This window comes from Anaeromyxobacter sp. Red801, from assembly GCF_049201065.2.
Taxonomy (GTDB): Bacteria; Myxococcota; Myxococcia; order Myxococcales; family Anaeromyxobacteraceae; genus Anaeromyxobacter.
The window spans coordinates 1454412-1478056 of record NZ_CM181236.1 but is presented as its reverse complement, the minus strand read 5'-3'; the positions used below and the strand labels follow the sequence as shown (position 1 = coordinate 1478056).

General features: G+C 72.9%; 11 protein-coding genes. 7 read left to right on the top strand and 4 right to left on the bottom strand.

Annotated elements, in window-relative coordinates:
• Nucleotides 1–218: 218 nt before the first annotated feature.
• Entirely contained in the window at nucleotides 219–1193 is a 975-nt protein-coding gene (locus ACOQFB_RS06670) for a glycosyltransferase (RefSeq protein ID WP_421610613.1), read from the bottom strand.
• 275 nt (nucleotides 1194–1468) lie between these two features.
• Here ACOQFB_RS06670 and ACOQFB_RS06665 point away from each other — a divergent pair, with 275 nt between their 5' ends.
• The 5 genes from ACOQFB_RS06665 to ACOQFB_RS06645 all read left to right on the top strand — a co-directional run bounded on the left by ACOQFB_RS06665 (nucleotide 1469) and on the right by ACOQFB_RS06645 (nucleotide 7375).
• The gene (locus tag ACOQFB_RS06665; RefSeq protein WP_421610612.1) at nucleotides 1469–2848 is read left to right on the top strand and encodes a hypothetical protein; all 1380 of its coding nucleotides are present in this window, start codon (nucleotides 1469–1471) and stop codon (nucleotides 2846–2848) included.
• 99 nt (nucleotides 2849–2947) lie between these two features.
• Nucleotides 2948–3928: a glycosyltransferase gene (locus ACOQFB_RS06660; RefSeq protein ID WP_421610611.1), complete on the top strand. Its 981-nt coding sequence runs from the start codon at nucleotides 2948–2950 to the stop codon at nucleotides 3926–3928.
• An 11-nt stretch (nucleotides 3929–3939) separates the two neighbouring features.
• Nucleotides 3940–4752, top strand: coding sequence for a class II glutamine amidotransferase domain-containing protein (locus tag ACOQFB_RS06655; protein WP_494492512.1), 813 nt, complete (start codon nucleotides 3940–3942; stop codon nucleotides 4750–4752).
• Nucleotides 4644–5828, top strand: a complete 1185-nt coding sequence (locus tag ACOQFB_RS06650) for an asparagine synthase-related protein (protein WP_494492511.1) — start codon at nucleotides 4644–4646, stop codon at nucleotides 5826–5828. Before ACOQFB_RS06655 ends, ACOQFB_RS06650 begins: the two co-directional genes overlap by 109 nt.
• Nucleotides 5825–7375: an ArnT family glycosyltransferase gene (locus ACOQFB_RS06645; RefSeq protein WP_421610609.1), complete on the top strand. Its 1551-nt coding sequence runs from the start codon at nucleotides 5825–5827 to the stop codon at nucleotides 7373–7375. The genes ACOQFB_RS06650 and ACOQFB_RS06645 overlap by 4 nt, the downstream gene beginning before the upstream one ends.
• Here the strand turns inward: ACOQFB_RS06645 and ACOQFB_RS06640 are convergent.
• The 3 genes from ACOQFB_RS06640 to rffA are packed head-to-tail and all read right to left on the bottom strand — an operon-like array spanning nucleotide 7372 to nucleotide 10234.
• The gene (locus ACOQFB_RS06640) at nucleotides 7372–8106 is read right to left on the bottom strand and encodes a GNAT family N-acetyltransferase (RefSeq protein WP_059437671.1); all 735 of its coding nucleotides are present in this window, start codon (nucleotides 8104–8106) and stop codon (nucleotides 7372–7374) included. The two genes, ACOQFB_RS06645 and ACOQFB_RS06640, sit on opposite strands and share 4 nt — an antisense overlap.
• 27 nt (nucleotides 8107–8133) lie before the next feature.
• Entirely contained in the window at nucleotides 8134–9123 is a 990-nt protein-coding gene (locus ACOQFB_RS06635) for a glycosyltransferase (protein WP_421610608.1), read from the bottom strand.
• On the bottom strand, nucleotides 9113–10234 hold the full coding sequence (gene rffA / locus ACOQFB_RS06630) for a dTDP-4-amino-4,6-dideoxygalactose transaminase (protein ID WP_059437673.1): 1122 nt from the start codon (nucleotides 10232–10234) through the stop codon (nucleotides 9113–9115). The genes ACOQFB_RS06635 and rffA overlap by 11 nt, the downstream gene beginning before the upstream one ends.
• Before the next feature lie 347 nt (nucleotides 10235–10581).
• Here rffA and ACOQFB_RS06625 point away from each other — a divergent pair, with 347 nt between their 5' ends.
• A complete protein-coding gene (locus ACOQFB_RS06625; protein ID WP_494492510.1) occupies nucleotides 10582–19815 on the top strand; it encodes an Ig-like domain-containing protein in 9234 nt (3077 codons plus the stop codon).
• A 35-nt stretch (nucleotides 19816–19850) separates the two neighbouring features.
• Entirely contained in the window at nucleotides 19851–23642 is a 3792-nt protein-coding gene (locus tag ACOQFB_RS06620) for an Ig-like domain-containing protein (RefSeq protein ID WP_494492509.1), read from the top strand.
• Nucleotides 23643–23645 lie beyond the last annotated feature (3 nt).

The window sequence follows — 23645 nt, the reverse complement described above, 5'->3', positions numbered from 1 at the left end:
GGCGAACGCTCGGGATCCCCTTCGCGTGGCACGTACATCGATGTTCCCCCCTCGCAGGGCCCCGGCCAATCCCCCGCCGGACTGCCCGACTCGGCAGCCGGATGCATACCCCCGGGCCGCCCTGGAATGAAGTCCTGTGATCACCGGAGCGGCCACCGGCCGCGCCTGCGCCCCTCCGGCTCGCCGCGCCCGGGCGGGCAGGCCCGCCGGGTCCGCAGCTACGGTCGTCGCACCTCGTTCAGGGCGAACCCGGCGCGGAACACGCTGTGGTGGAAGGCGTCCGCCAGCATGTGCGGCGGATCGACGTCCGGCTTCCCCTGCAGCCGGCGCCGGACCCGCCAGGCGGCGAAGCCGCCGATGAAGGCCGCATCCGCGAGGGCGGCGTACGCCCGTCCGTAGTTCTTGAGCAGGAAGCGACGGCGCGCCTCGAACCAGTAGGCAGGGCGCCGCTTGACGTGATCGGCGATGCCGCTCGACGCACCCTCGAGGTGGATCACCCGGCTCTCCGGGACGAACCACGTCTCCCATCCGGCCCGTCGCGCCCGCAGGCAGAGGTCCAGGTCGTCGAAGTACGTGAACAGCCCCTCGTCGAGCAGGCCGATCTCCTCGAGCATGGTGCTGCGCAGGATCATGCTCGCGCCGGACACCCAGTCCACGGCGCACGCCGCCGGCGGCGTCGGCATCACCACCGCCCAGCGCGAGAGCAGGCGCGACACCGCGCCCAGGCGCAGGCCGCGATCCAGCTCGGCCGCGATGCTGCCGAACCGGAACGGCGAGGCCTGGATCTCCCCCTCGGCGGACAGGAGCGTGCTGCCGGCGATGCCGGCGGCCGGCGTCCGGTCCATGTGACCGACCAGCGCGCCGAGCGCCCGCGGCTCCACGCGCGTGTCGGAGTTGAGCAGGAGGACGTACTCGGGCGGATCGTCCGAGGCGAGCGCGCGGCGGATGAGGAGGTTGTTCCCGCCCGTGAACCCGAGGTTCGCCTGCGAGGCGGTCACCGCCGCCCATGCGCCCCAGGCGTGCTCCGCGATCGCGCGCTGCAGGCGGGGGAACGCATCCTCCTGGCCGCTCCCGTTCTCGAGCACCGCCACGCGGATCCCGGGCGTGCGCACCACCTCCGGCTCCAGCGAGCGGAGGCAGTCGATGGTCAGATCGGTGGTCCGGAAGTTCAGGATCGCGACCAGCAGCTTCATCCCCCGACGGCTCCTCTCGCGCTGCGCCCGCGCCGGGCGCCGGTCACTCGTGCTTCCCACGCCTCCGCGTGGGAGCGCAACATGCGCCGGGCCGCGCCGCGCACGGCGAGGCTCGATGGGGCGCCCACGAACAAGTGACGCCCGCTGCCCCTCGAAGCAACGACAGGCGGCCGGCGGCCGGTCGCTCGCTGGAATCCGGGCGCGCGATGTGGCCTGATGGCGGCGCGTCCCTCCCCGCGCGCGGTGGCCGGGGCGCGCGACGCGCCGCCTCCCGCATGCCCTCCGCGAACGTCCTCGTCCCGGTCGCCCTCGCGCTGTTCGTCCCGGCGATCTACCTGCTCATGCAGTCGCTCGGGCCCCGCCGCGGCGTCCTGGCGGCGCTGCTCGGCGGCTGGATGTTCCTGCCGGTGTTCGACGGCCGTGTGAACCTGCCGTTCCTCACCGGGAAGCTGACGTTCGTCGCCGCGACCGTCCTGATCGTGAGCCTGGCGGCGGACTCGCAGCGCTGGCTGCAGCTGCGGTTCCACTGGGTGGACCTCGCGGCCGTGGCGATCTGCGCGGGCCCCTTCGCGACCGCGATGGTCAACGGCCTCGGCGCCTACGAGGGCGCGTCGGCCGCGCTGCAGGCGTTCTTCGCGTGGGCCGCGCCGTACCTCGTCGGCCGCGTCTACTTCGGCGAGCCCCGGGGCATGCGCGACCTCGCCGTCTGGCTGGTGGGCGGCGCGCTCGTGTACGTGCCGCTGTGCCTGTGGGAGATCCGGATGAGCCCGCAGCTGCACCGGCAGATCTACGGGTTCCACACCTTCTCCAGCTTCGCCTTCGTGGTGCGCTACGGCGGGTACCGTCCGACCGTCTTCATGCAGTTCGGCCTGATGGTCGGGACGTTCATGGCGACGGGCACCCTCGTCGCGTACTGGCTGTGGCGCACGCGCGCGGTGACCCGGTTCGGCGGCCTGCCCGCCTCCTGGTGCACCGCGGCGCTCGTGGCGACGACCGTGCTCGTGAAGTCCACCGGCGCGATCATCCTGCTCGCGGCGGGCATCGGCATCCTGGAGGGAACGCGGTGGCTGCGCCGCCCCGCGCTCGTGCTCGCGGTGACGCTCCTGCCGGTCGCGTTCGTGGCGGCCCGCCTCTCGGGCTGGACCGGGGCGGAGGTGATCAGCGGGGCGGAGCGCATCCAGCCGGAGCGGGCCGACTCGCTCGCGTTCCGCGTCCGGAACGAGCAGATGCTGATCGAGAAGGCCATGGAGCACCCGGGGCTGGGCTGGGGGCGCTTCGGCCGCTCGCGCGTGTACGACGAGGATGGGCGCGACGTCTCGGTCACCGACAGCCTGTGGGTGATCCTGCTCGGCACGATGGGGCTGGTGGGCCTGCTCTCGGTGGCGACCCTGCTGCTGGCGCCCACCCTGCTGCTGCTCGGGCGCGCACCGGCGCGCCACTGGGACCATCCGGCGCTGGCCCCCGTGGCGGCGGTCGCGCTGGGGACGGTCCTGTTCGCGGTGGACTGCCTGTTCAACGCCATGACCAGCCCGGTGTTCCTGGCCATGTCGGGCGGGACGCTGACGTTCCAGGCGGCGGCGTGGTCGGAGCGCCGCCGGCGCGTCGCGGCGCCGCGTCCCGCCGTGCCGCCGCCCGCGGTCAGCACCGGCGCGTGACGGCCGGCGGAGGGTGACCCGACGCGTGTCCCTCGCTCGCGCGGCCGTGGCGCGCCGCCGAGCCGGATATAGTCCACCGGCCGGAGCACCGGGGGGACGATGGACGGACGAATCGCCGCAGGCGACCTCACGGTCGTCGTGATCGGCCTGAACGCCGCTGCGACGCTCGAGGCCTGCCTGCGATCGGTGCACCGCGCCGTGGAGCGAGCCGGGCTGCCCGCCCGCGTCCTCTACGTGGACGGCGGCTCGCGCGACGCGAGCGTCGCGATCGCCCGGCGCGAGTCGGCCGAGGTCATCGAGCTCCGCACCGACCGCCCCACCGCCGCGAAGGGCCGCAACGCCGGCTGGCGCGCCGCGAGCACGCCGCTCGTCCAGTTCGTGGACTCCGACACGGTCCTCGAGCCCGACTGGCTGGAGCGCGCCACCCGCGCCATCCAGGCCGACGACCGCATCGCCTGCCTGTTCGGCCAGCTCCGGGAGGCGAACCCGTCCGGCAGCCTCTTCAACGAGGTGTGTGGCTGCGACTGGTACGTCCCTCCCGGCGACTGGCGCATGTGCGGCGGCAACGCGCTGTTCCGGCTCGGGGCCCTTCGCGACATCGGCGGCTCCGACGAGCAGCTCGCCGCCGGCGAGGAGGCGGACCTCTGCTGGCGGCTGCGGCAGCGGGGCTGGCGGATCGTCTGCGACGCCGCGGTCATGGGCCACCACGATCTCGGCATGACCGGCTTCCGCGCCTACTGGCGGCGGGCGGTCCGCAGCGGCTACGCGTACGCGCAGATCGGGCTGCGGTTCGCGCGGACGACCGACCCGATGTGGCTGCGGGAGCTCGTCCGCAACCTGACGTTCCTGCCGGCGGCCCTGCTCCTCGCCGTCGCGGTGGGCCTGGCGTTCGGCGCCACGGGGCTGGCGGTGCTGGCGGCGCTCGCGGCGGCGCGGCTCGCCTGGAAGTTCGGCGCGCTCCGGCGCCGGATCCCGAGCGCGCGCCTGCGGACGCTGTACCTCGCACATCTCTCGTTCCTGCGGCTCCCGCTGTTCGTCGGCGCGGTGCAGTACCTGGCGCGCCGGCGCGCCGCGGGCTGAGGGGGATCGACGTGCCCGGGATCTTCGGCTTCGTCTCCGAACGGCCGCTCGCCGACGGCGCGGCGCTGGCGCGCGCCATGGGCGCGCTGCTCTCGTCGCACGAGGGGCAGCGGGCCAGCGCCGTCGTCGGCCCGCGATGGGCGCTGGGCGCCACCTGGACGCCGGGCCTCCAGCAGGACCCCGAGCCCGCGAAGGCCTCGGGGGCCTGGTCGGTCGTGACGGGGGAGGTGTATCCGTCGGGCGACGCAGCCACGGTCCCGCCTGCCTCCCCGCGGCCCGCGTTCCTCGCCGCGCTCGCGGCGGGCGACCCGGCCCGGCTGGCCCGGGCCAACGGCCAGTTCGCCGCCGCGGCCGTCGATCCCGCCAGCGGGGAGGCCACGCTCGCCTGCGACCGGTACGGCCTCCACGCCCTCTACTGGACGCAGCGCGACGGGCTGTTCGCGTTCGCCTCCGAGCTGAAGGCGCTGCTGGCCGTCCCGGGGGCGGGGCGCGCCCTCGATCCGGAGGGCCTCGCGACGTTCCTGCTCCTCGGCGAGCACTTCTCCGACACCACGCTCCTCGCCGACGCGCGGGTCGCGCCCGCGGCCGCGCTGCTCCGGTCGTCCGGGGGACCGCCGCGGATCGAGCGCTGGTGGCAGGTCCGCTACACGTGCGCCGTCCCGCCGGACGGCGAGGACGGGCGGCCCGCGAGGCCGGGCGGCGCTTCGTCCGCGCGGTGGACCGGCAGACGGCGGGGACGCCGCGGATCGGCATCCCGCTCTCCGGCGGGCTCGACTCGCGCCTGTGCATGGCGGCGGTCCCCGCCGCACGCCGGGACGACGTGACCACGTACACCTGGGGTGACCGCGGCTGTCTCGACCGCGCGTTCGCCGCCGACGCGGCGCGCCGCTGCGGCGTCCGCCACGTCGACCTCGACTACCGCTACGACGCCCTCGTGGCGAGCGCGGCGCGCGGCGCGTGGATCACCGACGGCCTGGCCGGCGCCACCGACTTCCACATCCTGCCCTTCCTCGAGGATCTCGCGGCGGGCTCCGACGTGATCCTGAACGGCTTCGCCGGCGACGCGCTGCTCGGCGGCAACTTCCACTGGCGGCGCGTCAGGGGGCTCTCGCCGGACGGGCTCGCGGCCGGGACGTTCGCGAAGCGCAACGACGCGCTGCCGCTCGGCGAGCTCGACGCCATCGCGCACGGGCCGACGCGCGAGGTCGCCCGGGACCTGCCGGCCTCGTTCGCGGCGTGCTTCGAGGCGCACCGCCAGGAGGATCCGCTCGGGACCCTGGACGCGTTCCTGCTCGACTCGCGCATCCGCCGGTGGACGAGCTTCGGCACCCAGCTCCTGCGCGCGCGCCTCGTCTCGCGCGCTCCGTTCTACGACAACGACTTCTTCGATCTGGTCGCCTCGGTGCGGCCGGACGCCCGCACCGAGCATCGCTTCTATCGCAAGGTGCTCCTCGGCACGTTCCCGGACGTCGCCCGCGTGGGCTGGCAGACCACCGGGTTCCCGGCGTCGTGGCCGCCGCAGGTCTTCCGACCCGCGGGCGTCGTCCTCCGGCGCGGGCTCGGGGCGGTCGAGCGGCTCTCCCGCGGCAGGCTGCGCAGCCCCTACCCGGTGGCCCGCCTGGCCAGGGCGTTCCGCGGCCCGCTCGCGCCGTCGATCCGCGCGGCCCTCTTCGACGGCGACGGTCCGCACTGGGAGGTCTTCGACCGTCGATCCGGCGAGCGGATCTGGCGGGAGCTGCAGGCCGGTGCCGACGGGCGTGCGAAGCTGGTCGGCGTGCTCCTCAGCCTGCGCCACTTCCTGGCCCAGTGCCGCGGCGAGCGCGCGGCCCCGCCGCTCTCGCCGGATCGCGTCGCGATCGCGGCGCCGCCGGCCGCGCTGGCCGCCGGGGCGACCGGATGAGCGGCGCGCGCACCCGCCCCGCCACGCTCGCATGGGCGGCCATCGCGGTCGTGACGCTGGCGAGCGGCGTGCTCTACGCCACCCTGCCGCCCAGCCCGGACCAGTGGTTCCTGGGCTACACCGGGTGGCGCCTCGCCGAGGGCGACGTGCCGTACACCGGGTTCGCCGACGGCAACTGGCCGGGCAGCCACTGGCTCCACGCCCTCTCGGTGCTCCTGCTCGGCAACACCGCGTACACCTGGCGCGTGTTCGACTTCGCCCTGATGGTGATCGCGGTCGCGTTCGCGGCCGCCACCGCGCGGAGCCTCTGGGGCCCGAGGGCGGGTCGCTGGCTGCTCGGGCTCTATCCGCCGCTCTACGTGGTGCTCGGGCGCTGGTTCGCCGGCGAGCGCGACATCGTCGGCGCCCACCTGCTGTTCGTGGCGATCTGGTTCTACTGGAGCGGGCTGGTGCGCGGCCGGGCCCGCTGGCAGCTCGGCACGGGCGCGCTCATCGCGCTCGCCGCGCTGGTGAAGCCGACCTTCGCCGCCTTCGGCCCGCTGCTCGCGCTCCACTGCCTGGGCGCGGTGCCGGGGTCGATGCGCCCGCTCCGGGAGCGGATCGCGCACGTGGCGGTCGCCGGCGCGGCGGCGGTCGGGGGCGTGCTGGCGGGCTTCGCGGCGCTGATCGCCGAGGGCGCCGACCTCCGCCAGTTCTGGGAGCTCGCGGTGCAGTCGGTGGTGATCCGGTACGGCAGCGACACCGTCGGCGGGGCGACCTTCCTGTCGATGGCGCTCCAGAACTTCCTGCGCAGCTGGCACTTCATCACCGCCGGGGCGATCGCCGGGCTCGCCGCCCGGCTGGCGCGGCGCGAGCCGGAGGGCGCCGCGCGCAACCTGCTCTTCCCCACGCTCTGGGCGACCGGCATCGTCACCTACCTCGCGCAGGGCCAGGCCCTCGGGTACACGCTGGGCGTCGCCTACGCGGCGACCGTGCCCATCCTCTGCTCCGGCCTGGGCCTGCTGTCGCTCTCGCCGGGGATGCCGAGGGGGCGCGCCGTCGCGGTGGCCGCGCTCCTCGCCGTCCCGGTGCTCGGCACCGCCAAGAAGTGGACCGGCGAGTTCCGCTCGTCGGTCGCGTGGCTCACCGGTCGCATCGACGCGGCCACGCACTATGGCGCGTTCGGGGCGGGCGACGGCATGAGCGCGGCGCAGGCGATGGCGCTCGCGGCGGAGCTCAAGGCGGCCATCCCGCCCGGCGGGACCATCCTGGTGTGGGGCCGCGCGAACGTCGTGAACTTCCTGGCCGAGCGTCCGCAGCCGACGCGCTTCCACCACAACGTGACCATCATGCGCCGCTACCTGCCTGCGCGGCTCGCCGACAAGTGGAACGGCTGGTTCCGCGACGAGGTCACCGCGCACGCGCCGCAGGCCTGCGTGGTGAACGAGGGCGAGCTGGACGGGACGCCGCCCGTGCCGCCGTCGATCACGTTCCTGGAGCGCTACCTGGGGGAGCACTACCGCCGCGTGCGCACGGTGGGCGAGTCGGGCCTCTACCTCAGGCGCTAGCTCGCGGGCGCGGCGTCGGCCCAGCGGTGGAACGTATAGTACGAGCGCGCCAGCTCGAACCCGAGCCGCGTCCAGGTCTTCTGCACGCCCAGGTTGATGAGCTGGGTCGAGACGATGAGCCGCCGCGCGCCGGCGCCGCGCGCCTCGTGCATCGCGGCGAGCACCAGGGCGCGGTAGATGCCGTGGCGCTGCACCGCGGGGTCCACGCCGTTCAGCACGATCTCCTGCTCCTCCGGGCCGTGCGCGAGCAGCGTGAGGAACCCGGCCACCCGCCCCTCGTGCTCGGCCACCAGGACCTTCGAGGCGGCGGTCACGTCCACGCACGAGCGCTCCGCCCAGGACGCGTAGGTCTCGTCGCACCTGGCGCGGTCGAGGCGCGGATCCGCGTGGTAGTGGCCGAAGTAGCCCCGGAACGACTCGGTCGCGACCCGGCGCACCGCCGGCACGTCCTCCGTCCGGAGCGCGCGGACCGGGGTCGCCGGGCGATCGTCCGGGAAGGGCCGGTCGAGCACGCGGGCGTAGTAGACGAGCGTGTCCATGATCCGGCCGCCCGCCGCCTCCATGGCCTGCGCCGCGCGCAGATCCTCGGCGGCGCAGCGCGCGATCAGCATCTGCACGCCGTGCTCGGCGCAGAACCGCAGGACCCCGGCGAGCGACTCGGCCGTGAAGGAGGGATCACGAGCGGTGACGACGCCGAACCGCTCGCGGTCGAGGGCTGAGAGCGAGACCATGAGGACCTCCGTTCGGCGGCGCTCGGCTCAGCCGCCGCTGCCGGCTGCGTCGCGGCGCGCGCCTTGCCGCAGCTCCGCCGCGCCCCGGGACGGGTGGACGGTGCGGGTCCAGACCAGGTCGCGCTCGTTGAGCGACACGTACATGCGGCCCAGGTACGCGCTGATGATCCCGAGGAACGCGAACAGGACGCTGAACAGGAACGTCACCGAGACGAACAGCGAGAGCCAGCCTGCCGGGGCCCGCTGCTCCACCAGGACCCGGACCAGCTGCGCGATCCCGATCAGGAACCCCAGTGCCGAGACCGAGAACGAGCCCACCATCGCGAACTGGAGCGGGAGCACCGTCAGGCTGGTGAGGTGGGAGATCCAGAGCGCGAACAGCCTCGAGAGGCTGTACGTGGACTGCCCGCGCTCCCGCGCGCGCTGCTCGACCGGCACCTCGCCCACGTGCCGGGTCATCCGGAAGACGAGCGCGTCGATGTAGGGGTACGGCGACTGCACCGCCCCGAGCGCGCGCGCCAGGTCGCCCCGCAGGGCGCGGACGTTGGTGATCGCCACGTCGCGGTCGTTGTGGATCGTCCGGCGCGAGAGCCAGCGGTTCAGGCGCGACGCGAGCCGGCGCGGCAAGCTCTGCTCCACCGACTGGAAGCGCCCGTACACCACGTCGAGATCCTGATCCACCAGCGCGGTGGCCACCGCCCACGCGCTCTGCGGCGGGTTCTGCCCGTCGTCGTCCACGGTCACGACGACCTCGCCGCGCGTCAGCGCGAAGCCGCGCAGGGTGGCCCGGTGCTGGCCGATGTTGTGGCCCAGCGTGATGGCGCGGATGCGCGGGTCGGCCGCGCACAGATCGCGGATGACGTCGTCCACGCGATCCGGCGAGCCGTCGTTCACCAGGACGACCTCGAAGCGGGTGCGCGGCTCGAGGAACGCCACGAATGCCCGCACCGTCTCGGCGAGGTACGCCTCGGACCGATAGACCGGGATCACCACCGAGAGCAGGCCATCAGAGTCCATCGAGGAACTCCTTCGTTCGCGCGATGACCTCGTCCTGCTCGGCGTCCGTCATGTTGAAGAACAGCGGCAGGCGGACGAGGCAGTCGGTGAGCCGCTCCGCGCCCGGCAGCGGCTCGCCGCCGTGGAAGCGCTTGCCCATGGGCGAGAGGTGGAGCGCGACGTAGTGGAACGGCGCGATGATCCCGTGCGCCTTCATGTGCGCGATGAACCGGTCGCGCTGCTCGCGCGCGCGGAACACCACGCCGAGGAGGTGGTGGTTCGGACGGTTCTGCGGGTGCGGGTGCACGAGGTATCCACCCTTCCGCTCGACCGCGCGCTCCAGCTCGCGGGAGTACCGGTCGTGCAACGCCGCGCGACGCGCCTGGATGCGCTCCAGCTCGTCGAGCTGCGCCGCCAGGTACGCAGCGTTCAGATCGGAGAGCGCGTAGCTCGAGCCCACGTCCACCCAGGTGTACTTGTCCACGAGGCCGGTCAGGAACCGGCGCCGGTTGGTGCCCTTGTCGCGAAGGTACTCGGCCCGCTCCAGCAGCGCGGGGTCCGATACGGTGAGCGCGCCGCCCTCCCCGCAGCCCACGTTCTTCGTCTCGTGGAAGCTGATCGCCGCGGAGACGCCGAACGTACCCAGCGGCCTTCCCCGGAACGTGGCCCCGAGCGCCTGGGCGGCGTCTTCGACCACCGGGATCCGGCCGCAGCGTTCCAGCAGGTCGTCCATGTCGCAGGAGCTTCCGGCGTAGTGGACCGCGACGACCGCGCGGGTGCGCGGCGTCCGGAGGCGCGTGACCTCCCGCGGGTCGAGGTTCCCGTTCGGATCCACGTCGGCGAACACGGGGCGCGCGCCGCGCAGGACGAACGCGTTCGCGCTGGAGACGAACGTGTAGGAGGGGACGATGAACTCGTCTCCCTCCTTCAGGTCGAGCAGCAGCGCCGCCATCTCGAGCGCATGCGTGCACGACGTCACCAGCAGGGCGGGCTGCCCCAGCATTCGCGCGAGGGTTTCCTCGCATGCGCGCGCGAACGGCCCTCCGCCGGCGACGTGCCCATGCGTGGTGATGGCCTCGGTGATGCGCTGGATCTCGGTGCCCAGCCACACCGGCTTGTTGAACGGAATCACTGTCTTCCCCCCGGCGCCACCCCCGCGGCGACCACCCGGGGCGCATTGTCGGCGCGATGGAGGAACGCCTCAAGTACCGTCCGCCCCGGTCTTCGGTAGGGGCTCCTCCCGGCCCTCGAACGACCGCGACGACGTCGCGCGCCCGGCGTGGGGCGAAGCTCCCGTACCCGACATCCGTCCCGAGGTCTCGGGAGTGGGGCCTTGTCCGCCGGCGGGCGATGATGTCCTACCTGCAGCACACCGGGGGGTTCTCCATCGTGTCTTCGTCCCGCGTCCTCGTGGCGACGCTCTTGCTTTGTTCCGCGCACGCGGCGGTAGCGCAGCAGCGTGCGGATGCCGTCCTCGTCGTGAACTCGGCGAGCGCCCGGTACGCCGACGCGCAGCAGCGGATCCAGCCGTACCTCGATCACCTCGGGGTGCCGTACTCCATCCTCGACCTCGCCACCACCGAGCTCGGCCCCGAGGTCGCGAACCACGCGCTCATCGTGATCGGGCACGCGAGCATCGACCCGACCGGCCAGTACCTCTCCGCCGGCGAGCAGTCCACGCTGGAGGCCGCGGTGCGCGGTGGCTGCGGGCTCGTCAACTTCGACTTCGACCTCGCCACCTCGAGCCGGACGGCGCGCTACCAGTTCGTCACCGACCTGTTCGGCTTCGGCTACGGCTGGAACACCAGCGGCGAGGGCATCCTGTTCCCGAGCGGCGCGCCCTCTCAGTGGGTGACGAACCGCCACTCGGCCGGCGAGATCGTGTGGGCGCGGCAGATGCCGGCGGCCTCGGTGATCCCGGGCCCGGGCGCGACCGTGCTCGCTCGCTACTGGGACTCGAACGACCCGTTCCTGGTCGCGACCGCGTACGGCCAGGGCCGCGCCGTCCAGTTCACCAGCTACGAGTGGATGTCCCGCTCGATCCGCGGCCCGCTGCGCGGCCTGGACGACCTCGTCTGGCGGAGCCTCGCCTGGGCGGCGCGGAAGCCGTTCGTCATGCAGGGCCTGCCGAACTTCCTCACCATGCGCGTCGACGACGTGATCGGCGGGTTCTGGTGGGTGCAGATCGCGAACGACCTCCAGCTGAAGCCGTGGCTCGGCCTCTTCTACAAGAGCATCTCCGAGGCGAACGCCGCCGATCTCGCCGCGCTCACCGCCGCCGGCCAGGCCACCGCGTCGGTGCACGGCGACGCGCCCGGGTTCTTCTACTACGACCACTTCGCCCAGGCGCCCTTCTCCGACGCCACGCTCGCCGCGTACTTTCAGGACGCCACCGACTGGCACCAGCAGCGCGGCATCCCCATCTCCTCGCTCGTCGTCCCGCACTTCTACGAGATCGGGCCCAACGCGTTCCCGTGGCTGCAGACATGGGGCGTGCGCTCGGTGGCCACCCACATGACGCCGGGCGAGCCCTATGGCGCGCCCTGGCTCATGCTGAAGCCGTTTCGCGTCTACGAGGCGGGCGCCTCCGACGACGCCGCGCCCGTCGCCTACGCGGACTACGTCACGGTCCCGGGACACCCGGAGCTCTCGGGCCAGTTCTTCAACTGCCTGACCGAGATCCGGGACGACGCGGGCTACGAGTGGTACCCCGACGCCACCGACGTGCCCGGCACGGTCGGCCGTGGCACCCGGCAGCTCAGGCGCGCGCTCGACTCGATGGCGCTCGCGACGTTGTTCACGCACGAGCCGTACATCCAGTCGTTCGCGCCCACCGACTGGCGCACGTCGCTGCAGACCATCCTCGGGAACGTGGCCGGCTACACCCCGGTGTACGTCACGCTCGACGAGGCCTGCGAGTACCTCCGCGCGAAGCACGACTCGCGCATCGCCTCGAGCGTCTTCGACCCGGTCACGCAGGTCCTGACCACCGTGGTCACCGGGCGGACGGACGTCGCCACCCAGTTCATGGTCTTCACCGAGCAGTCCGGCGAGGTGCAGCAAGCGTGGGCGGGCGTCCCCGCGTTCTCCGGGAGCACGCAGATCACCCGGCAGCTCGCGCCGGGCACGACGCCGATCCTGGAGGCCATCACGGTGGCGCCGGCGAGCGCCACGCTCCAGACGGGAGCGACCGTGCAGCTGCGGGCCACGGGGAGCTACTCGGACGGGAGCCTGCAGGACCTCACCGCGCTCGTGGCCTGGGCCTCCTCGAGCCCGGCGGTCGCCACCGTCGGGGCCGGCGGTCTCGCCACCGCGGTGAGCGCCGGGACGGCGACCCTCACCGCGACCTACGGGGGCCTGACCGGCTCCTCCACGCTGACGGTCACGCCGGCGTTGTCGTCCATCGCCGTGACGCCGGCCAGCCCGGCCCTCCTCGCGGGAGCTACCCTGCAGCTCGTCGCGACCGGCACGTACGCCGACGGCTCGACCCGGGACCTCACCACGCTCGTCAGCTGGGCGTCCTCCGCCCCCGCGGTCGCGACGGTCGATGCCTCCGGCCTCGCGACGGCGCTCGCGTCGGGGACCGCGACGCTCTCGGCGACGGTCTCCGGCGTGACCGGCAGCACCGTGCTCACCGTGACGGCGCCGGCGCTCACCTCCATCGCGGTCGCGCCCGCCACCGCGACGGTCACCGCCGGCGGAGCGCAGCAGTTCACCGCCACCGGCACGTACGCCGACGGCAGCAGCCGGGAGCTGACCGCGCAGGCCGCCTGGACGTCCTCGAGCCCGGCGGTCGCAACCGTTTCCGCGACCGGCCTGGCCACGGCCGTCTCCGCCGGCTCCGCCACCATCGGCGCGACGCTCGCGGGCGTCAGCGGTCAGGCCACGCTCACGGTCCAGCCGGCCCCGCTGGCGGTCACGACCTCCTCGCTGCCCTCCGGCCAGCGTGACCAGGCCTACTCCGCCGCGCTCCAGGCGACGGGCGGCACGCCGCCGTACGCGTGGACGGTCACGGCGGGCGCGCTGCCGCCCGGGCTGGCGCTCGCAGCGAGCGGCGCGATCTCCGGCACCCCCACCGCGAGCGGCACGTTCGCCTTCACCGCAACCGTGACGGACGCCGCCATGGCCACCGCGGGCGCTGCGCTGAGCATCGCCGTGGCAGCGCCGCCCGCCGGCGGCGTGAGCATCTGGCCGGCCGGCGCCGCCCCGGCGACCGCGGACCGCGGCGCGGACTCGTCGATCGAGCTGGGCGTGAAGTTCCGGTCCGACGTGGCCGGGCAGGTCACGGGGATCCGGTTCTACAAGTCGGGCGCCAACACCGGCACGCACGTCGGCAACCTGTGGAGCGGGACCGGGCAGCGGCTCGCGACGGCGACGTTCACGAACGAGACCTCGTCCGGGTGGCAGCAGGTGACGTTCGCGACCCCGGTGCCGATCGCGGCGAACACGACCTACGTGGCGTCGTACCACGCGCCGGTGGGCCACTACGCCCGCGACCTCAACTACTTCTCGACGTCCGGGTACGACAACCCGCCGCTCCACGCGCTGCCGAACGGGACCTCGGGCGGAAACGGCGTGTTCGCCTACGGCGCGACGAGCGCGTTCCCCTCCGATGCGGCACTGGCCGCGAACTACTGGGTGGACGTGGTCTTCACGACCGGGTCCGCGCCGACGCTCACGTCGATCGCGATCACGCCGGCCAGCCCGGCGGTTCCCGCGGGCGGCACGCAGCAGTTCACCGCGATCGGGACCTACTCCGACGGCAGCACCCAGGACCTCGGGGGCCAGGCGACCTGGACCTCGTCGAACACCTCCATCGCGACGGTTGCCGCCGGCGGGCTCGCCTCGGCCCTCTCGCCCGGCACGGCGACCATCTCGGCCACCCAGTCCGGCGTCACCGGCACCGCCACGCTGAGCGTCACCGCCCCGACCCTCTCGTCCATCGCCGTGACGCCGATCGGCGCGTCCGTGGCCGCCGGCGGCACGCAACAGTTCACGGCAACGGGCACCTACTCGAACGGCAGCAGCGTGGATCTGACGACGCAGGTCACCTGGGCCTCGTCCAACACGGCTGCCGCGACGATCTCGCCGTACGGGCTCGCGACCACGGTGGCCGCCGGAACTACCGCGATCTCGGCGACGCTCTCCGGGATCACCGGCTCGACGACGTTCACCGTCACGCCGGCCACGCTGGCGTCCATCGCGGTCACGCCGGCCAACCCGTCGGTCGCCGCTGGCGGTAGCCAGCAGTTCACGGCAACGGGCACGTACTCGAACGGCACCACCGCCGACCTGACGACCCAGGTCACCTGGACGTCCTCGGTGCCTGCCACGGCCTCGATCAACGCGACCGGCCTGGCGTCCGCGCTCGCCGCCGGCACCACCACCATCACCGCCACGCTCTCCGGCATCACCGGCTCCACGGCCTTCACCGTCACGCCGGCCACGCTGGCGTCCATCGCAGTCACGCCGGCCAACCCGTCGGTCGCCGCTGGCGGTAGCCAGCAGTTCACCGCAACGGGCACGTACTCGAACGGCACCACCGCCGACCTGACGATCCAGGTCACCTGGGCGTCCTCGGTGCCCACCACGGCATCGATCGGCACGACCGGCCTCGCCGCCGCGCTCGCCGCGGGCACCACGAACATCACCGCCACGCTCTCCGGGGTCACCGGCTCCACGACCTTCACGGTCACGCCCGCGACGCTGTCGTCGATCGCAGTCGCGCCGGCCAATGCATCCGCCGCCGCCGGCGGCACCCAGCAGTTCACGGCAACGGGCACCTACTCGAACGGCACCACCGCCGACCTCACGATCCAGGTCACCTGGACGTCCTCTGCTCCTGCCACCGCCTCGATCAGCGCGACCGGCCTCGCGTCCGCGCTCGCCGCGGGCACCACGAACATCACCGCCACGCTCTCCGGGGTCACCGGCTCCACGACCTTCACGGTCACGCCGGCCACGCTGGCGTCCATCGCAGTCACGCCGGTCAATTCGTCGATTGCCGCCGGCGGCACCCAGCAGTTCACGGCGACCGGAACCTACTCGAATGGCACGAGCGCCGACCTCACCGCACAGGTCACTTGGACGTCGTCCGCGCCCACCACCGCGACCGTCTCTGCAGCCGGTCTCGCGTCCGCGCTCGTCGCTGGCACCACCACCATCACCGCCACGCTCTCCGGCATCAGCGGCTCCACGACCTTCACGGTCACGCCGGCCACGCTGGCGTCCATCGCGGTCACGCCGGCCAGCCCGGCTGTCGCCGCCGGCGGAGCCCAGCAGTTCACCGCGACGGGCACGTACTCGAACGGCAGCACTAGCGACCTGACGACCCAGGTCACCTGGACGTCGTCGGTGCCTGCCACGGCCTCGATCAACGCAGCCGGCCTGGCGTCCGCGCTCGCCGCGGGCACCACGAACATCACCGCCACGCTGTCCGGGGTCACCGGCTCCACGACCTTCACCGTCACGCCCGCCACGCTGGCGTCCATCGCCGTCACGCCGGCCAATCCATCCACCGCCGCTGGCGGTGGCCAGCAGTTCACGGCCACCGGCACCTACTCCGACAGCTCGACGCGCGACCTCACCACGCAGGTGACCTGGACGTCCTCTGCTCCTGCGATCGCCTCGATCAGCGCGACCGGCCTCGCGTCCGCGCTCGTTGCGGGCACCACCACCATCTCCGCCACGCTCTCCGGGATCACCGGCTCCACGACCTTCACCGTCACGCCGGCCACGCTGGCGTCCGTCGCCGTCACGCCGGCCAACCCGTCGATTGCCGCGGGCGGGACCCAGCAGTTCACCGCGACCGGCACGTATTCCGATGCCTCGACGCGTGACCTGACAGCCCAGGTAACGTGGGCGTCGTCTGCGGCCGCCACCGCCTCGATCAGCGCGACCGGCCTCGCGTCCGCGCTCGCCGCGGGCACCACGAACATCACCGCCACGCTCTCCGGGGTCACCGGCTCCACGACCTTCACGGTCACGCCCGCCACGCTGGCGTCGATCGCAGTCACGCCGGCCAACCCGTCCGTCCCCGCCGGCGGGACGCAGCAATTCACTGCAACGGGCACCTACTCGAACGGCACCACCGCCGACCTCACGACTCAGGTCGTCTGGACGTCGTCGTTGCCTGCCACCGCGACTATCTCCGCCAACGGCCTCGCTTCCGCGCTCGCCGCGGGAAGCACCACCATCTCCGGCACGCTCTCCGGTATCAGCGGCTCCACGACCTTCACGGTCACGCCCGCCACGCTGGCGTCGATCGCAGTCACGCCGGCCAACCCGTCCGTCCCCGCCGGCGGAACGCAGCAATTCACTGCAACGGGCACCTACTCGAACGGCACCACCGCCGACCTCACGACTCAGATCGTCTGGACGTCGTCGTTGCCTGCCACCGCGACCATCTCCGCCAACGGCCTCGCTTCCGCGCTCGCCGCCGGGAGCGCCACCATCTCCGCCACGCTCTCCGGCGTCACCGGTTCCACGACCTTCACTGTCACGCCGGCCACGCTGGCGTCGATCGCGGTCACGCCAGCCAATCCATCCACCGCCGCTGGCGGTGGCCAGCAGTTCACGGCCACCGGCACCTACTCCGACAGCTCGACGCGCGACCTCACCACGCAGGTGACCTGGACGTCCTCTGCTCCTGCGATCGCCTCGATCAGCGCGACCGGCCTCGCGTCCGCGCTCGTTGCGGGCACCACCACCATCACCGCCACGCTGTCCGGGGTCACCGGCTCCACGACCTTCACCGTCACGCCCGCCACGCTGGCGTCCATCGCCGTCACGCCGGCCAACCCGTCGGTCGCCGCTGGCGGTAGCCAGCAGTTCACCGCAACGGGCACGTACTCGAACGGCACCACCGCCGACCTGACGACCCAGGTCACCTGGACGTCGTCGGTGCCCGCCACCGCGACCATCGCCGCGACCGGGCTCGCGTCCACGCTCGTCGCGGGCACCACCACGATCACCGCCACGCTCTCCGGCGTCACCGGGTCCACCACCTTCACCGTCACGCCGGCCACGCTGGCGTCCATCGCCGTCGCGCCGGCCAATGCATCCGCCGCCGCCGGCGGCACCCAGCAGTTCACGGCAACGGGCACCTACTCGAACGGCACCACCGCCGACCTGACGACCCAGGTCACCTGGACGTCGTCGGTGCCCACCACGGCGACCGTCTCTGCAGTCGGTCTCGCGTCCGCGCTCGTCGCCGGCACCAGCACCATCTCCGCCACGCTCTCCGGCATCAGCGGTTCCACGACCTTCACAGTCACACCGGCCACGCTCTCCTCGATCACCGTCGCGCCGGCCAGCCCGTCGATTGCCGCCGGCGGCACGCAGCAGTTCACGGCAACGGGCACCTACTCCGACAGCTCGACGCGTGACCTCACCACGCAGGTGACCTGGACGTCGTCGGTGCCTGCCACCGCGACCATCTCCGCGACCGGGCTCGCGTCCGCGCTCGTCGCCGGCACCACCACCATCACCGCCACGCTCTCCGGGGTCACCGGCTCCACGACCTTCACGGTCACGCCCGCGACGCTGGCATCCATCGCCGTCGCGCCGGCCAGCCCGTCGGTCGCCGCTGGCGGCAGCCAGCAGTTCACGGCCACCGGCACGTACTCCGACAACTCGACGCGCGACCTGACGACTCAGGTCGCCTGGACGTCGTCTGCGCCCACCACCGCGACGATCTCCGCCAACGGCCTTGCTTCCGCGCTCGTCGCGGGCACCACCACGATCACCGCCACCCTCTCCGGTATCAGCGGCTCCACGACCTTCACGGTCACGCCCGCCACGCTGGCGTCGATCGCAGTCACGCCGGCCAACCCATCCGTCCCCGCTGGCGGAACGCAGCAATTCACTGCAACGGGCACCTACTCCGACAGCTCGACGCGTGACCTCACCACGCAGGTGACCTGGACGTCCTCTGCTCCTGCGATCGCCTCGATCAGCGCGACCGGCCTCGCGTCCGCGCTCGCCGCCGGCACCACCACCATCACCGCCACGCTCTCCGGGGTCACCGGCTCCACGACCTTCACGGTCACGCCCGCGACGCTGTCGTCGATCGCGGTCGCGCCGGCCAACCCGTCGATTGCCGCCGGCGGCACCCAGCAGTTCACGGCCACCGGCACGTATTCCGATGCCTCGACGCGTGACCTGACGGCCCAGGTCACGTGGGCGTCGTCTGCGGCCGCGACCGCGACCATCTCCGCGACCGGCCTCGCCGCCGCGCTCGCCGCGGGCACCACGAACATCACCGCAACGCTCTCCGGCATCACCGGTTCCACGACCTTCACGGTCACCCCTGCGACGCTGGCATCAATCGCGGTCGCGCCAGCCAATCCATCCGTCGCCGCGGGCGGGACCCAGCAGTTCACCGCGACCGGCACGTATTCCGATGCCTCGACGCGTGACCTGACAGCCCAGGTTGCGTGGGCGTCGTCTGCGGCCGCCACCGCGACCATCTCCGCCAACGGCCTTGCTTCCGCGCTCGCCGCCGGCACCACCACGATCACCGCAACGCTCTCCGGCATCACCGGTTCCACGACCTTCACGGTCACCCCTGCGACGCTGGCATCAATCGCGGTCGCGCCAGCCAATCCATCCGTCGCCGCGGGCGGGACCCAGCAGTTCACCGCGACCGGCACGTATTCCGATGCCTCGACGCGTGACCTGACAGCCCAGGTCACGTGGGCGTCGTCTGCGGCCGCCACCGCGACCATCTCCGCCGCGGGCCTCGCCTCCGCGCTCGCCGCGGGAAGCACCACCATCTCCGCCACGCTCTCCGGTATCAGCGGCTCCACGACCCTCACGGTCACGCCCGCCACGCTGGCGTCGATCGCAGTCACGCCGGCCAACCCGTCCGTCCCCGCCGGCGGAACGCAGCAATTCACTGCAACGGGCACCTACTCGAACGGCACCACCGCCGACCTCACGGCCCAGGTCACGTGGACGTCCTCTGCTCCTGCGACCGCCTCGATCAACGCGACCGGCCTCGCCTCCGCGCTCGCCGCGGGAAGCACCACCATCTCCGGCACGCTCTCCGGCATCAGCGGCTCCACGACCTTCACAGTCACGCCCGCCACGCTGGCGTCCATCGCCGTCACGCCGGCCAACCCGTCGATTGCCGCCGGCGGCACCCAGCAGTTCACGGCCACCGGCACGTATTCCGATGCCTCGACGCGTGACCTCACCACCCAGGTCACCTGGACCTCGTCGGTGCCTGCCACCGCGACGATCTCCGCGACCGGCCTCGCGTCCGCGCTCGCCGCGGGCACCACCGCCATCTCCGCCACGCTCTCCGGCGTCACCGGTTCGACGACGTTCACGGTCACGCCCGCGACGCTGTCATCAATCGCGGTCGCGCCGGCCAACCCGTCGACTGCCGCCGGCGGGACCCAGCAGTTCACTGCAACGGGCACCTACTCGAACGGCACCACCGCCGACCTGACGACTCAGGTCGTCTGGACCTCGTCTGCGCCCACCACTGCGACCGTCCGGCAGCCGGTCTCGCCTCCGCGCTCGCCGCCGGTACCACCACCATCACCGCCACGCTCTCAGGCTTCGCCGGTTCCACGACCTTCACGGTCACACCGGCCACGCTCTCCTCGATCACCGTCACGCCGGCCAACCCGTCGATTGCCGCCGGCGGGACGCAGCAGTTCGCGGCCACCGGCACCTACTCCAACGGAAGCACTGCGGACCTGACGACCCAGGTCGCCTGGAACTCGTCCAGCAGCGCCGTGGCGACCATCTCCGCGACTGGCATCGCCTCCGCGCTCGCCGCCGGCACCACCACGATCACCGCCACGCTCTCCGGCGTCACCGGCTCCACGACCTTCACGGTCACGCCCGCCACGCTGGCGTCCATCGCCGTCGCGCCGGCCAACCCGTCGATTGCCGCCGGCGGCACGCAGCAGTTCACGGCCACCGGCACGTACTCCGACAGCTCGACGCGCGACCTCACCGCGCAGGTGACCTGGGCGTCCTCTGCTCCTGCGACCGCCTCGATCAACGCGACCGGCCTGGCGTCCGCGCTCGCCGCGGGCACCACCACCATCACCGCCACGCTCTCCGGGGTCACCGGCTCCACGACCTTCACCGTCACGCCGGCCACGCTGGCGTCCATCGCCGTCACGCCGGCCAACCCGTCGATTGCCGCTGGCGGGACCCAGCAGTTCACCGCGACCGGCACGTATTCCGATGCCTCGACGCGTGACCTCACCACCCAGGTCACCTGGACCTCGTCGCTGCCTGCCACCGCGACGATCTCCGCGACCGGCCTCGCGTCCGCGCTCGCCGCGGGCACCACCGCCATCTCCGCCACGCTCTCCGGCGTCACCGGTTCGACGACGTTCACGGTCACGCCCGCGACGCTGTCATCAATCGCGGTCGCGCCGGCCAACCCGTCGACTGCCGCCGGCGGGACCCAGCAGTTCACTGCAACGGGCACCTACTCGAACGGCACCACCGCCGACCTGACGACTCAGGTCGTCTGGACCTCGTCTGCGCCCACCACTGCGACCGTCTCGGCAGCCGGTCTCGCCTCCGCGCTCGCCGCCGGTACCACCACCATCACCGCCACGCTCTCAGGCTTCGCCGGTTCCACGACCTTCACGGTCACACCGGCCACGCTCTCCTCAATCACCGTCACGCCGGCCAACCTGTCGATTGCCGCTGGCGGTAGCCAGCAGTTCACCGCAACGGGCACCTACTCGAACGGCACCACCGCCGACCTCACGACCCAGGTCACCTGGACGTCGTCGGCGCCTGCCACGGCATCGATCAGCGCGAGCGGCCTCGCCTCCGCGCTCGCCGCCGGCACCACCACCATCACCGCCACGCTCTCGGGCGTCACCGGTTCGACGACGTGCACGGTCACACCGGCCACGCTCTCCTCGGTCACCGTCACGCCGGCCAACACGTCGATTGCGGCCGGCGGCACCCAGCAGTTCACGGCAACGGGCACGTACTCCGACAGTTCGACGCGCGACCTCACCACGCAGGTGACCTGGACGTCCTCTGCTCCTGCGACCGCCTCGATCAGCGCGACCGGCCTGGCGTCCGCGCTCGCCGCGGGCACCACCACCATCACCGCCACGCTCTCCGGGGTCACCGCCTCCACGACCTTTACGGTCACGGCGGCCACGCTGGCGTCGATCGCCGTCACGCCGGCCACCCCGTCGATTGCCGCTGGCGGTAGCCAGCAGTTCACCGCAACGGGCACCTACTCGAACGGCACCACCGCCGACCTCACGACCCAGGTCACCTGGACGTCGTCGGCGCCTGCCACGGCATCGATCAGCGCGAGCGGCCTCGCCTCCGCGCTCGCCGCCGGCACCACCACCATCACCGCCACGCTCTCGGGCGTCACCGGTTCGACGACGTTCACGGTCACGCCCCCGACGCTGTCATCAATCGCGGTCGCGCCGGCCAACCCGTCGACTGCCGCCGGCGGGACCCAGCAATTCACCGCAACGGGCACCTACTCGAACGGCACCACCGCCGACCTCACGACCCAGGTCACCTGGACGTCGTCGGCGCCTGCCACGGCATCGATCAGCGCGAGCGGCCTCGCCTCCGCGCTCGCCGCCGGCACCACCACCATCACCGCCACGCTCTCGGGCGTCACCGGTTCGACGACGTTCACGGTCACACCGGCCACGCTCTCCTCGGTCACCGTCACGCCGGCCAACACGTCGATTGCGGCCGGCGGGACCCAGCAGTTCACCGCGACCGGCACGTATTCCGATGCCTCGACGCGTGACCTCACCACGCAGGTGACCTGGACGTCCTCGGCTCCTGCCACCGCCTCGATCAGCGCGACCGGCCTCGCGTCCGCGCTCGCCGCCGGCACCACCATCATCACCGCCACGCTCTCCGGCGTCACCGCCTCCACGACCTTCACGGTCACCCCCGCGACGCTGGCATCGATCGCGGTCGCACCAACCAACCCGTCCGTCCCCGCCGGCGGCACCCAGCAGTTCACGGCCACCGGCACCTACTCCGACAGCTCGACGCGCGACCTCACCACGCAGGTGACCTGGACGTCCTCGGCTCCTGCCACGGCCTCGATCAGCGCGACGGGCCTCGCGTCCGCGCTCACCGCCGGCAGCACCACCATCTCGGCCTCCCTTTCCGGCGTCACCGGCTCCACCACCTTCACCGTCACGCCGGCCACGCTGGCGTCGATCGCAGTCACGCCGGCCAACCCGTCCGTCCCCGCCGGCGGAACGCAGCAATTCACGGCAACGGGCACCTACTCGAATGGCACCACCGCCGACCTCACGACCCAGGTCGCCTGGACGTCGTCGGTGCCTGCCATCGCGACCATCTCCGCGACCGGCCTCGCGTCCGCGCTCGCCGCGGGCACCACCACCATCACTGCCACGCTCTCCGGCGTCACCGCCTCCACGACCTTCACGGTCACCCCCGCGACGCTGGCATCGATCGCGGTCGCACCAACCAACCCGTCCGTCCCCGCCGGCGGCACCCAGCAGTTCACGGCCACCGGCACCTACTCCGACAGCTCGACGCGTGACCTCACCACGCAGGTGACCTGGACGTCCTCGGCTCCTGCCACCGCCTCGATCAGCGCGACCGGCCTGGCGTCTGCGCTCGCCGCCGGCACCACCACCATCACCGCCACGCTCTCCGGCGTGATCGGCTCCGCCACGCTCACCGTGACGGCCCCGGTACTCCAATCCGTGACGCTCGCGGCTACCGCGGTTGTCGAGGGCGACGGCACCACCGGGGAGGTCGCGCTGACGGGGCCGGCAGGCCCGTCCGGAACCACGGTCCAGCTGAGCAGCTCGAGCGGCGCCGCGACCGTACCGGCAAGCGTGACCGTGCCCGCCGGCGCAACCCGCGCCACATTCCCGGTCGGCTCCGGGCGCATCACGACCGAGACGGTCGCCTCGATCTCGGCGAGCGTCGGCGGCGTGGCGCGGTCCGCGACGCTCACCATCCGCGCGGTGAGCCTGAGCCTCGCGCCGGCGATCGTCGGGGGCGGCAACCTCGCCACCGGCACGCTCTCGCTGAGCGGCCCCGTGACCGTCCCGATCACGTCGGCGCTTTCGAGCAACAACGTGGCCGTCGCGACGGTCCCGGCCGCCGTGACGATCGACGCGGGCGCCACGGCGGTGACGTTCCCGGTGTCCACGAGCACGGTCACCTCCTCCCGGAGCGTGACGATCACCTCGACGCACGCGGGGATCGCGGCCACCGCGTCGCTCTCGGTGCGCGTGATCGGGCCGTCCGGCGTGAGCCTGAACCCGAGCACCGTGGTGGGCGGCTCGGCGTCCACCGGCACCGTGACGCTGACCTACCCCGCACCGGCGGCGGGCTTCCCGGTCACGCTCGCGAGCAGCCGCCCCGCGGTCGCCACGGTGCCGGCGTCCGTCACGGTACCCGGCGGCGCCACCTCGGCGACGTTCCCCATCGCCACCGTCCCCGTGACCTCCAGCACCTCGTCGTCGATCTCCGCGAGCGGCGGCGGGATCACGAAGTCGGCGAAGCTCAGCGTCTTGCGGTGACGC